Below are 12799 nucleotides of genomic sequence, written 5' to 3' on the forward strand. Positions count from 1 at the left end.
AAAGGAGGTTACGAAAAATGAAACCGAAAACCCTTGAACAACTCCGAGCCGACAAGGAGCGAGCCGAGACGCAGCTTGCACAGGAACAGCACAAGCTGGAGCGTCTGGAGAACAGAAAGAAGTATCTGGAGAAAGGCGAGAGACAGAAACGCACCCACCGCCTTTGCAATCTGGGCGGCACGATTGAGAGCCTTGCCCCGGAGGTCAAAGATCTCACACGCACCGAAATGACAGAGCTGATGGAGCACATCTTTTCTCTGTCCGAAGTCCAGCGAGCCGTCCGACACATGGCGATTACCCACATCAGCCAAGCCAACAGAGGAAAGGAGCAGAAAGCCGATGGCAATATTCCACTTCACAGTCACCCAGACCAAACGCAGTAAAGGACAGTCCGCTATCGCTTCTGCCGCCTACCGTTCCGGCGAGAGATTGTATAGCGAGTATTACGGCGAGTACAGCGACTACACCCGAAAGGGCGGCGTGATATGCTCCGACATTCTTCTACCGTCCCATGCACCGCCCGAATACGCAGACCGCCAGACGCTATGGAACGCCGTGGAAAAAGCCGAGCGTGGAAAGAACGCCCAGCTTGCATACAGCTTTGACATTGCCTTGCAGAATGAATTTTCCCTTGAGGAAAACATCGCTCTTGCAAGGCAATTATTATTGGAGAATTTTGTGAGCCGGGGCATGGTAGTTGACTTCGCCGTACACCAGCCAGACCGGGAGGACGGCGGCATACCAAACCCACACTTCCATGTGCTTTGCCCTATCCGTCCCATCGAACAGGACGGCAAATGGGGGCTAAAGCAACGCCGAGTGTATGAGCTGGACGAGGACGGCAACCGTATCCGGGGAGCAGATGGAAATTTTGTGTTCAATGCCGTTCCCACTACTGACTGGGGCAGTCCCGAAACGCTGGAATACTGGCGGAAGACATGGGCGGAACTATGCAACGCCAAGTTTGCGGAAAAGGGGCTTGCTGTCCGTATCGACCACCGAAGCTATGAGCGTCAGGGCGTGGATTTACTTCCCACCATCCATGAGGGCGCAACCGTCCGGGCAATGGAGAAGAAAGGCATACGCACCGAAAAGGGCGAGTTCAACCGCTGGATCAAAGCCACCAACGCCGTTATCCGTGACATCAAGAAGAAAATCACTTCTCTTATCGGCTGGATAGCGGACATGAAAGCCGAGCTTGCCAAGCCGCAGACCCCCGACCTTGTTTCTCTGCTGAACGCCTATTACACCCAGCGCAAAGCCGGGGCATATTCCCAGAAAGGCAAAATCAGCAACCTAAAGGAGATGAACGAGACTTTCAATTATCTCCGGGCAAACGGTATTTACACCCTTGAAGATTTGGAAAGCCGTGTCAGCGAACACAGCGCAACCACAGAGAGCTTGAAGAAAACGCTGGACGGACAGACCGCACGAATGAAAGCGATTAAGCAGCTCTATGACAGCTCCGCTACATTCCAGAGTTTGAAGCCGGTCTATGACGGCTTGCAGAAAATCAAGTTTGAAAAGCCCAGAGCCAAATACAAGGCAGAGCATGAAGCGGAACTGAAACAGTTCTACGCCGCCAGACGAAAGCTGACCGGGGAGTTCCCGGACGGCAAGGTGGATATGAAAAAGCTGTCCGCAGAGTATGACGCTTTGGAACAGGCGCATGAAACCACCTACGGCGAGTTTAAGACCGTCAGAGACGATTTACACCGTCTTTGGAAGGTCAAGTCATGCGTAGATACTGCCGCCCGATTTAACGAGCGTACAGAGGAGCAAAAGCTCCAAAATCGACCTCAAACACGACAGAAAAAGGAGGAACTATCCCGATGAATTATACCCAAGCGCAGATTGACCGGGCAAATGCCGTCAGTCTGGAAGATTTTCTCCGCACACAGGGAGAGACACTAATCAAAAGCGGACGGGAATACCGCTGGAAAGAACATGACAGCCTGACCGTCCGGGGAAACAAATGGTATCGTCACAGCCAGAGCAAGGGCGGCTATCCCATTGATTTTGTCATGGAGTTTTACGGCAAGTCCTTTCCCGAAGCCGTCCAGCTCCTGACCGGCGAAAGCGGCGAGGGACAGACCGAAGCCAGCACAGCACCGCCCACAGCGTTTCACTTGCCCTTGCACAACCGAACAGCCGAAAGAGCAATTCAATATCTTTGCGAAAGCCGAGGTCTCAACAAAACGCTTGTTGAGGCTTTTCTTCTTTCCGGGGATATTTACGAGGACGCAAAGCGGCACAATGTTGTGTTTGTCGGCAGAGACCGAAGCGGCACACCGAGATACGCCCATGTGCGAGGGACGGCAGACCCATTCAGACAGGACATTACCGGCTCCGATAAATCCTATCCGTTCCGTTACGAGGGCAACGGCAACCAGCTCTTTGTCTTTGAAGCACCGATAGACCTTTTGTCCTTTATCTGCCTTTATCCGCAGGACTGGCAGACAAGGAGCTATCTTGCCCTGGGCGGCGTTTCGGGCAAAGCCCTTGACCGTTTCCTTTCTGACCGCAGGGACACCCGAAAAGTGTTCCTCTGCCTTGACAGCGACACCGCAGGAAGTGAAGCCTGCTCCCGACTGACGCAGGACATTCCCAGCGAGATCGCCGTTGTGCGGCTTGTCCCGGCAAGGAAAGACTGGAACGATGTTCTCCGTCAGCAAAAGGACATTCCAAACCGCAGATTCATAGCGGAAACAATCACGCTGCGAGAGCTGCCCACCGCCCAGCCTGTCCCAATGCTCCGCATGGCTGATGTGGAGCTGACGAGCGTTGATTGGCTATGGTTTCCGTATATCCCATTCGGAAAGCTGACCATCATACAGGGCAACCCCGGCGAGGGCAAGACCTACTTTGCCATGCGCCTTGCGGCGGCTTGTACCAACCGAAAGCCTTTGCCCGGTATGGAGACCCTTGACCCTTTCAATATCATCTACCAGACCGCAGAGGACGGTCTGGGCGATACCGTCAAGCCCCGACTGATTGAAGCGGACGCAGACCTTGAAAAAGTGCTTGTCATTGACGACAGGGACACACCGCTGACTCTTGCCGATGAACGCATAGCAAGGGCAATCCGTGAGAACAACGCAAGGCTGGTTATTATTGACCCGGTACAGGCGTTTCTGGGCGCAGATGTGGATATGAACAGGGCAAATGAGGTACGCCCGATATTCCGCAGTCTGGGCGACATTGCACAGGCTACCGGGTGCGCTATCGTTCTGATAGGACACCTCAACAAAGCCGCAGGAACACAAAGCACCTACCGAGGGTTAGGGTCTATCGACATTACGGCGGCAGTCCGCAGTCTGCTCTTTATCGGCAAGCTGAAGGACAGCCCCACAACAAGGGTACTTATCCATGAGAAAAGCTCCCTTGCGCCGCCCGGACAGTCCCTTGCCTTTTCTCTGGGAGACGAGAAAGGTTTTGAGTGGATAGGAGCTTATGACATTACCGCTGACGAGCTTCTTGCCGGGACGGACACCGCCAAGACCGAGAGCAAGACCGCACAGGCGCAAATGCTTATTCTGGAACTGCTTGAGGACGGAAAGCGTATGCCGAGTGCAGAGTTGGAAAAGGCAGTCAATGAGCGTGGGATTTCTTCACGCACCATGAGAACGGCAAAGAGCCGCATCGGGGACAGGCTTGTGACCGAGAAAGACGGCACAGCATGGGTCTGCTATCTCCGAGAGTAACACAGGAAGAAGGCAAGCGTGGCAAAGGCGGCAAGGTTTTTATAGATACCTTAATGTTGCCGCCTTGCCTTGTTCCCTCATACCGACACCGCCCGATGATGAATAGTCACCGGGCATTTTTCATTTACAGGAGGATTTTGAATGAACAATACCGCAACCCACAGCACCACCAACAACAGCCCTTGCCCGACTGTCAGAAAGCAGATTGGCAAGACCACCTATATCGTCCGTGTCCATTTCAGCGAGACCGCAAAAGAGACGATGGAGGACAAAATCAAGCGTCTGCTCCGTGAGGAAGTCCGCAGAATGTGACTTCTTTGTAAACTTGATTAAAAAGTCCTTGACAATTCGTCTCTGGAAAAACAGCCAAGTCGATCCTGATTTCCTGTGGTGCGCGTCTTGCCGTGTTCGACATTGCAGAGCTGCGTGAGGTCACGGCTTATGATGAGCTGGAGCTGGACACTCTGGGAGATAGGAAAACTGCCCTGTTCCTCATCATGAGTGACACTGATGACAGTTTTAATTTCCTTATATCTATGTGTTATACCCAGCTTTTCAACCTACTCTGTGAAAAAGCCGACGATGTGTATGGCGGCAGGCTCCCGGTCCATGTGCGCTGTCTCATTGACGAGTGCGCCAACATTGGCCAGATACCCAAGTTGGAAAAGCTGGTGGCCACCATCCGAAGCCGTGAGATCTCCGCCTGTCTGGTGTTGCAGGCGCAGAGTCAGCTCAAGGCGATTTATAAGGATAACGCAGATACCATTATCGGAAACATGGATACTTCCATCTTTCTGGGCGGTAAGGAGCCGACCACTCTCAAGGAGCTGGCCGCCGTGCTGGGTAAGGAAACCATCGACACCTACAACACCGGAGAGAGCCGTGGGAGGGAAACATCCCATTCACTCAACTATCAAAAATTGGGGAAAGAGCTGATGAGCCAGGATGAGCTTGCTGTTATGGATGGCGGCAAGTGTATCCTCCAGCTGCGCGGTGTGCGTCCTTTCCTTTCGGATAAGTACGACATCACCAAGCACCCCAATTTCAAGTACACTGCCGACGCGGATGACAAGAACGCTTTTGATATTGAAGCATTCTTGTCCGCAAGGCTGAAACTCAAGCCCAATGAGGTCTGCGATGTATATGAAGTAGACACAAAGGGCGCTTAATTTCGTTCCGCTTTAGAAGGGAGTGATCTTATCTATTCGCCGCATCTGCCCTCTATGGGCCATTGGCGTACAAAGCGGACAATCGCGAGAAAAAATAATGAAAAAGGAGGACAGCCGGAATCATGCCCCCGGAAACCGGGCGGCAGATTGTTCCGGCTTTTGTATGCCTATGAAACATGACAAACCTATTTTTTAATCAGATTCCGGCTAACAAACTATATGGCATTTTTTGAACAGGCAATCACCGTTCTTCAGACCCTCGTTATCGCGCTCGGTGCCGGTCTCGGTATCTGGGGCGTTATCAACCTGCTGGAAGGTTACGGCAACGACAACCCCGGCGCCAAGAGCCAGGGCATGAAGCAGCTCATGGCCGGTGCTGGTGTAGCCGTGGTAGGCATGGTCCTTGTACCTCTGCTCTCCGGGCTTTTCTCTGTCTAAGCGTCTCCGTATGAAATCCTTGCCGCTCCCGCAGTTTTGCGGGGGCGGCGGAAAGGAGGTTGACACCGTATGGATTTCTTACTTGAAGCCCTGACAAATTGGCTGAAAGAAATGCTGGTGGGCGGCATTATGAGCAACCTTTCGGGGATGTTTGACAGTGTAAACCAGCAGGTCGCGGATATATCCGTACAGGTAGGCCAGACCCCACAGGGATGGAATGGCAGTATTTTCAGCATGATTGAGAATCTGTCCAACTCCATCATGGTGCCGATTGCAGGCGTGATCCTGGCTATCGTGATGACCGTAGACCTGATCCAGATGATCGCAGACAAGAACAACCTGCATGATGTGGACACCTGGATGATTTTCAAGTGGGTGTTCAAATCAGCCGCTGCCATCCTCATTGTCACAAATACATGGAATATCGTGATGGGCGTCTTTGATATGGCGCAGAGCGTAGTGGCGCAGGCGGCAGGGGTTATCAATTCGGATGCGTCCATTGACATTTCCTCAGTTATGACCGATCTGGAACCGAGGCTGATGGAAATGGATCTGGGACCGCTGTTCGGACTGTGGTTCCAATCCCTCTTTATTGGCATTACTATGTGGGCGTTATATATCTGTATCTTTATCGTTATTTATGGCCGTATGATCGAAATCTACCTTGTGACTTCGGTGGCTCCCGTTCCAATGGCTGCAATGATGGGTAAAGAATGGGGCGGTATGGGACAGAATTACCTCCGATCCCTGCTGGCGCTGGGCTTTCAGGCGTTTCTCATTATCGTCTGCGTGGCAATTTATGCTGTGCTGGTGCAGAACATCGCTCTGGAAGATGACATCATCATGGCAATCTGGAGCTGCGTGGGCTACACCGTACTGCTGTGCTTTACGCTGTTCAAAACCGGCAGTCTCGCAAAATCAGTCTTTCAGGCGCACTAAAGGAGGGTTCTGTATGAAAAAATATCAAATCATTTACGCAGACCCGCCATGGAACTACAAAGTATATTCCAAGAAAGGATTGGGACGCAGTGCAGAAAGTCACTATCCGACCATGAGTATCGAGGATATTTGTGCGCTGCCAGTAGGCAACTTGGCGGATAAAGACTGTGCCTTGTTTTTATGGGTCACGATTCCATGTTTACTGGAAGGTCTCTCAGTTCTGAAGGCATGGGGATTTACCTATAAAACCGTCGGCTTTGTTTGGGTAAAGCAAAATCGAAAGGCAGATAGCTTGTTCTGGGGAATGGGATATTGGACGCGCTCCAATGTGGAACTTTGTATCCTCGCAACGAAAGGACATCCCAAGCGTATAAACGCAGCTGTTCATCAGGTCATTGTCTCTCACATTGAAGAACATTCAAAAAAACCGCAGGAAGCCAGAGAACGCATTGTCTCATTGATGGGTGATCTCCCGCGCATAGAACTGTTTGCTCGTCAATCCACACCCGGTTGGGATGTGTGGGGAAATGAAGTGGACAGCTCTATTTCATTCCCATAAAGGAGGTGGATAATATGGCTTATGTACCCGTACCCAAAGATTTAACCAAAGTCAAAACCAAGGTCATGTTCAATCTGACACGAAGGCAGCTGGTCTGCTTTACCGCCGGGGCGCTTGTAGGTGTACCGCTGTTCTTGTGGCTCCGTGAGCCTGCGGGAAACAGCATGGCTGCCATGTGTATGATGCTGGTCATGATGCCCTTCTTCCTGCTGGCAATGTATGAAAAGCATGGACAGCCCCTGGAAAAGATCGTCGGCAACATCCTCAAAGTAGCTGTGATCCGTCCCAAGCAGCGTCCCTACCAGACCAATAACTTTTATGCCGTATTAAAGCGGCAGGAAATGCTCGATAAGGAGGTGTATGACATTGTTCACCGCAATGAAAAGCTGGCTGCGCCGTCTGCTGGGAAAACCGGAAGAAAAGACCGTGCATCCGGTAAAGACAAAGAAAAAGCTGTCCCGCGCCGATAAGAAGCAGATCGAAGCGGCCATTGCCCGCGCCAACCGCACGGACAAAAAAGGAAAATCGGCACAGGACAGTATCCCCTATGAACGAATGTGGCCGGACGGGATCTGCCGCGTATCGGACAGCCACTACACAAAGACCATTCAGTTTCAGGACATCAACTATCAGCTCTCCCAAAATGAAGATAAGACCGCGATCTTTGAGGGCTGGTGTGATTTCCTCAATTATTTCGACAGCTCGATTCACTTCCAGCTGTCTTTTTTGAACCTTGCGGCATCGGAGGAGACCTTTGCCAACTCCATTTCCATTCCGCCCCAGGGGGATGCCTTTGACAGTATCCGTGAGGAATATACCACGATGCTGCAAAATCAGCTGGTCAGAGGCAACAACGGTCTCATCAAGACCAAATACCTGACCTTTGGTATCAACGCTGACAGCATCAAAGCCGCCAAGCCCCGTCTGGAGCGTATTGAGACCGATATACTCAATAACTTCAAGCGTCTTGGTGTAGCCGCCAGAACATTGGACGGTAAGGAAAGGCTTTCCCAGCTTCATGCGGTATTCCACATGGATGAACAGCTCCCGTTTCAGTTTGAATGGGACTGGCTGGCTCCTTCCGGCCTGTCCACAAAGGATTTTATTGCACCAAGCTCCTTTGAGTTCCGCACCGGCAAGCAGTTCCGTATGGGCAAGAAATACGGGGCTGTTTCTTTTTTGCAGATTTTAGCCCCAGAGCTGAATGACCGTCTGCTGGCTGATTTTCTGGATATGGAAAGCTCGCTCATTGTGAGTATGCACATTCAGTCGGTGGATCAGGTGAAAGCCATCAAAACGGTAAAGCGTAAGATTACCGATCTGGACCGCAGTAAGATTGAGGAACAGAAAAAAGCAGTCCGCGCCGGATACGACATGGACATCATTCCTTCTGACCTTGCCACCTACGGCAGCGAAGCGAAAAAGCTGTTGCAGGATTTGCAGAGCCGAAACGAGAGAATGTTCCTGGTCTCCTTTTTGGTGCTGAACACAGCGGACACCCCCCGTCAGCTTGGCAACAACATCTTTCAGGCAGGCTCTATTGCCCAGAAGTATAACTGCCAGCTGACCAGACTGGACTTCCAGCAGGAAGAAGGGCTGATGAGCTGTCTGCCCCTGGGACTCAATCAGATCGAGATTCAGCGAGGGCTGACCACCAGTTCTACGGCTATCTTTGTACCATTCACCACACAGGAATTATTCCAGAACGGCAAGGAAGCCCTGTACTACGGCATCAATGCCCTGTCCAACAACCTCATCATGGTGGATAGAAAGCTGCTGAAAAACCCCAACGGCTTGATTTTGGGTACGCCGGGTTCCGGTAAGTCTTTCAGCGCCAAGCGTGAGATTGCCAACTGCTTTTTGCTTACCAATGATGATGTCATCATCTGTGACCCGGAAGCGGAGTACGCACCTCTGGTGGATCGTCTGCATGGGCAGGTCATCAAGATCTCGCCTACCTCAACCAACTACATCAATCCGATGGATCTGAACCTGGACTATTCGGATGATGAAAGCCCACTGTCCCTCAAGTCTGACTTTATCCTCAGCTTGTGTGAGCTGATCGTGGGCGGTAAGGACGGATTGCAGCCGGTGCAGAAAACCATCATCGACCGTTGTGTGCGTCTGGTCTATCAGACCTACCTCAATGACCCGCGCCCGGAGAATATGCCCATACTGGAGGACCTATATAACCTGCTCCGTTCACAGGAGGAAAAGGAAGCCCAGTATATCGCCACGGCCCTTGAAATCTATGTAACCGGCTCCCTCAATGTGTTCAATCACCAGAGCAATGTGGACATCAATAACCGCATTGTCTGCTATGACATTAAGGAGCTGGGCAAGCAACTCAAGAAAATCGGTATGTTGGTGGTCCAGGATCAGGTGTGGAACCGCGTTACCATTAACCGCGCTGCCCACAAGTCCACCCGTTATTACATCGACGAGATGCACCTGCTTTTGAAGGAGGAGCAGACCGCCGCTTATACGGTGGAAATCTGGAAGCGATTCCGCAAATGGGGCGGTATTCCGACAGGTATCACCCAGAATGTCAAAGACCTTTTGAGCAGCCGCGAGGTGGAGAACATCTTTGAAAACTCCGACTTCGTGTATATGCTCAACCAGGCAGGCGGAGACCGTCAGATTCTCGCCAAGCAGCTGGGCATTTCCACGCACCAGCTTAGCTATGTGACCCACTCCGGTGAGGGCGAGGGCCTGCTGTTCTATGGCTCCACCATCCTGCCCTTCGTTGACCACTTCCCGAAGAATACTGAGCTTTACCGCATTATGACCACCAAACCCCAGGAACTGAAAAAGGAGGATGAATAACTATGAAACAGAATATTTGCGAACTTGATACCATGATTTTTTTCCGTGAGGCATTGGAGGCTCACGAATTCATGTTGCTTCCGGTAATGGCCTCCGCTGTTGTTGAGTGTCGTACCGCTGACAAAGAACTCAAAACCTTGAATGAGGATGGCGAAATTGGTCTTGCCCGTCTCTTTTCGATTTGGGCGAATATGATGTGTGCCCCTGGTGCAGCAACCATTGTAGGGTGCAGACCTATCACAATGCTCTCTGAGATTCTGGCGCAAGTCCATGCGTATCTCACCGTGCATCCGCTATATGATCCGGAAGGTTTGGCCCTCTATGTGGAGCTGCACCACATGATGGATGCTATCCTAATGGGTGATTGGTTTGAATAAAGAGCCGCGCCTGCGCTTTACTGATGAGGAACGGGCTGACCCTGCACTGGAAAAGCCGATCCGCAAAACGGAGAAAGCTACGGCCAGAGCAGATAAGGCGCAGGCCAATATTCCAAAGAAAAAAGTCAGACAGACGGTCATTGACCCGGACACCGGGAAAAAGACCTCGAAGCTGACCTTTGAGGACAAGAAAAAACCACCTTCCAAACTTTCTCAAGGGGTTAAGGAAGCTCCCGTCCATCTGGTCGCGGGCAAGTTTCACAAAGAGATCCGGGAAACAGAACAGGACAATGTGGGCGTGGAAAGCGCCCACAAGTCCGAGGAGGCGGTGGAGACCAGCGCTTATCTGGTGCGGGAGGGCTATCGCAGCCACAAGCTGAAGCCGTACCGCAAAGCAGCCCAGGCCGAGCAGAAGCTGGAAAAGGCAAATGTAAATGCCCTGTACCAGAAGTCCCTACGGGAAAATCCTCAGTTTACCAGCAACCCTCTCTCCCGCTGGCAGCAAAAACAGAGTATCAAAAAGCAGTATGCCGTCGCCAAGCGCACCGGTCAGACTGCCGGAAATACCGCCCAGGCTGCGTCCAAAACCGGAAAAGCCGCAAGGACGGTAAAAGAAAAGGCACAGCAGGCAGGGGCATTCGTCATGCGCCACAAGAAGGGCTTCCTGATGGCAGGGGTTTTTTTCCTCATCGCCTGTATGCTGATGAATACCATGTCCTCCTGCTCTATGATGGCACAGAGTATTGGTTCTGTAATTTCCGGCACTACCTATCCATCGGATGACCCGGAAATGCTGGCGGTGGAGGCAGATTATGCAGACAGAGAAGCTCGGTTGCAGGAGAAAATCGACAACATCGAAAGCAGCCACCCAGGGTATGACGAGTATCGCTATAACCTTGGCATGATCGGCCATGACCCCCATGAGCTTGCGGCGTTTCTCTCTGCTGTCTTGCAGGGCTATACACGCCACAGCGCACAGGCAGAGCTGGAGCGTGTGTTTGATGCACAGTATCAGCTCACGCTGAGAGAAGAAATTCAGATTCGCACTTACACTGACGAAGATGGGGATGAGCATGAATATGAATATCGTATTCTCCATGTAACTTTAACAAGCCGTTCCATTGCCTCTCTTGCGCCAGAACTACTGACTCCGGAGCAGATGGAGATGTACCAGGTCTACCGACAGACTATGGGCAATAAGCCGCTGTTGTTTGGTGGCGGTTCTCCCGATACAGGTGTTTCTGAAGATTTGACTGGTGTTGAATTTATCAATGGCACCCGCCCCGGCAATCCGCAGCTGGTGGAACTGGCGAAAAGTCAGGTGGGCAATGTGGGAGGACAACCTTATTGGAGCTGGTACGGCTTTGACTCCCGTGTGGAATGGTGTGCCTGCTTTGTATCATGGTGCTATGGTCAATCCGGTCGAACGGAACCACGCTTTGCTGGTTGTCAGTCTCAGGGTGTTCCGTGGTTCCAGTCTCATGGACAGTGGGGCGCACGAGGATATGAAAACATCGCCCCCGGTGATGCCATTTTCTTCGATTGGGATCTGGATGGTTCCGCAGACCATGTGGGAATTGTTGTCGGCACCGATGGCAGCCGTGTTTATACCGTGGAGGGAAATTCCGGCGATGCCTGCAAGATCAAAAGTTATGACCTGAATTATCAGAGTATCAAGGGCTACGGCCTGATGAACTGGTAACAGAGATTTTTTAGAAGGAGTGATAGACGATGGCAAAGAACAAAATTGAACGCATTGACCAGGAGATTACTAAGGTCCGCGAGAAGATCGCAGAGTATCAGGAAAAGCTCAAGGCGCTGGAGACACAGAAAACCGAGGCAGAAAATCTGGAGATCGTCCAGATGGTGCGCGCACTGCGTATGACCCCGGCTCAGCTGAGCGCCATGCTGTCCGGAGGCACAGTTCCCGGCAGTTTGGCTGATGACAACAACGAACAGGAGGAAAACAGCTATGAGGAATAAACGATTGCTCCGAACACTTTCCGCCATTTGCCTGACGCTGGTTCTGGCATTGGGCTTTACCGTTCCCGCTTTTGCCCAGGGCGCAGCTCCGCCCCCGGCAGAGGATACCACCAATGACAGCAATGTGGTGGTGGAAGAAACGGAAAAAGCACCTCCGCTGACCCCGGATGGCAACGCCGCTCTGGTGGATGATTTTGGTGGCAACAAGCAGCTCATTACCGTTACCACCAAGGCAGGCAACTATTTTTATATCCTGATCGACAGGGCCAACGAGGATAAAAAGACTGCTGTTCACTTTCTGAACCAGGTGGATGAAGCGGACCTGATGGCACTGATGGAAGATGGAAATGCCAAAGAGGAGCCGCCAGCTGTGTGCAGCTGCACGAAGAAATGTGAAGCAGGGGCAGTTAATACGGCCTGCCCGGTCTGTGTAACTGATAAGAGTAAATGTACGGGAAAAGCACCGGAACCTCCGGCAGAAACACCGGAGCCGGAAAAAGAGAAGCCTGCCGGACTGAACCCGGCTGCCCTGATCCTTCTGCTGGCTCTGCTGGGCGGCGGTGGCGTATTTGCCTACTTGAAGCTCGTTAAAAATAAGCCTAAGACCAAGGGCAATGACAGTCTGGACGATTATGATTATGGCGAGGAAGATTCCGAGGAATGGGAAACTGAGGATGAGGAAGTCCTTGAGGATGGTTTTGAGGGTTCTGACCCTAATGAGGAAAGTGATAGAACAGATTGAACCGTTTGAGCGTAGCATATTTCAAATCATTGCGGGATAAGGGACAGAGGACAGGGAGAAAT

Annotated in this window: 13 protein-coding genes and 1 pseudogene; all 14 read left to right on the forward strand. The window is 51.8% G+C overall.

The window, feature by feature from the left end; all coding sequences use genetic code 11:
- Positions 1–17: 17 nt before the first annotated feature.
- Positions 18–383 carry a DUF3847 domain-containing protein gene (locus tag WMO44_RS06515; RefSeq protein ID WP_349152119.1) on the forward strand — a complete coding sequence of 122 codons (366 nt, stop codon included), beginning with the start codon at positions 18–20 and terminating at the stop codon, positions 381–383.
- Positions 340–1836, forward strand: coding sequence for a MobQ family relaxase (gene mobQ, locus WMO44_RS06520; protein WP_349152120.1), 1497 nt, complete (start codon positions 340–342; stop codon positions 1834–1836). The genes WMO44_RS06515 and mobQ overlap by 44 nt, the downstream gene beginning before the upstream one ends.
- Positions 1833–3704: an AAA family ATPase gene (locus tag WMO44_RS06525; protein WP_349152121.1), complete on the forward strand. Its 1872-nt coding sequence runs from the start codon at positions 1833–1835 to the stop codon at positions 3702–3704. The genes mobQ and WMO44_RS06525 overlap by 4 nt, the downstream gene beginning before the upstream one ends.
- Before the next feature lie 141 nt (positions 3705–3845).
- On the forward strand, positions 3846–4016 hold the full coding sequence (locus tag WMO44_RS06530; protein ID WP_349152122.1) for a transposon-encoded TnpW family protein: 171 nt from the start codon (positions 3846–3848) through the stop codon (positions 4014–4016).
- Positions 4017–4048: 32 nt separating this feature from the next.
- Positions 4049–4873, forward strand: a pseudogene (locus WMO44_RS06535) (VirD4-like conjugal transfer protein, CD1115 family); the annotation flags it as partial.
- A gap of 219 nt (positions 4874–5092) precedes the next feature.
- The gene (locus WMO44_RS06540) at positions 5093–5311 is read left to right on the forward strand and encodes a Maff2 family mobile element protein (RefSeq protein WP_003525154.1); all 219 of its coding nucleotides are present in this window, start codon (positions 5093–5095) and stop codon (positions 5309–5311) included.
- Positions 5312–5380: 69 nt separating this feature from the next.
- Positions 5381–6250, forward strand: coding sequence for a VirB6/TrbL-like conjugal transfer protein, CD1112 family (locus WMO44_RS06545; protein ID WP_024724981.1), 870 nt, complete (start codon positions 5381–5383; stop codon positions 6248–6250).
- A gap of 13 nt (positions 6251–6263) precedes the next feature.
- Positions 6264–6809, forward strand: coding sequence for an MT-A70 family methyltransferase (locus WMO44_RS06550; protein WP_002589060.1), 546 nt, complete (start codon positions 6264–6266; stop codon positions 6807–6809).
- A 14-nt stretch (positions 6810–6823) separates the two neighbouring features.
- Complete coding sequence (locus tag WMO44_RS06555; protein WP_002589059.1) at positions 6824–7279, forward strand: PrgI family protein; 456 nt, start codon at positions 6824–6826, stop codon at positions 7277–7279.
- Complete coding sequence (locus tag WMO44_RS06560; protein ID WP_006059580.1) at positions 7236–9635, forward strand: VirB4-like conjugal transfer ATPase, CD1110 family; 2400 nt, start codon at positions 7236–7238, stop codon at positions 9633–9635. Before WMO44_RS06555 ends, WMO44_RS06560 begins: the two co-directional genes overlap by 44 nt.
- 2 nt (positions 9636–9637) lie before the next feature.
- Positions 9638–10012, forward strand: a complete 375-nt coding sequence (locus WMO44_RS06565; protein WP_002569211.1) for a DUF3851 family protein — start codon at positions 9638–9640, stop codon at positions 10010–10012.
- The gene (locus tag WMO44_RS06570) at positions 10005–11714 is read left to right on the forward strand and encodes a CHAP domain-containing protein (protein WP_024724979.1); all 1710 of its coding nucleotides are present in this window, start codon (positions 10005–10007) and stop codon (positions 11712–11714) included. The genes WMO44_RS06565 and WMO44_RS06570 overlap by 8 nt, the downstream gene beginning before the upstream one ends.
- Before the next feature lie 29 nt (positions 11715–11743).
- Positions 11744–11995: a DUF4315 family protein gene (locus WMO44_RS06575; RefSeq protein ID WP_006059582.1), complete on the forward strand. Its 252-nt coding sequence runs from the start codon at positions 11744–11746 to the stop codon at positions 11993–11995.
- Entirely contained in the window at positions 11985–12737 is a 753-nt protein-coding gene (locus WMO44_RS06580) for a DUF4366 domain-containing protein (protein ID WP_024724978.1), read from the forward strand. The genes WMO44_RS06575 and WMO44_RS06580 overlap by 11 nt, the downstream gene beginning before the upstream one ends.
- Positions 12738–12799: the final 62 nt, after the last annotated feature.

The sequence above is a fragment of the Faecalibacterium tardum genome (genome assembly GCF_040096515.1).
GTDB lineage: Bacteria > Bacillota > Clostridia > Oscillospirales > Ruminococcaceae > Faecalibacterium > Faecalibacterium tardum.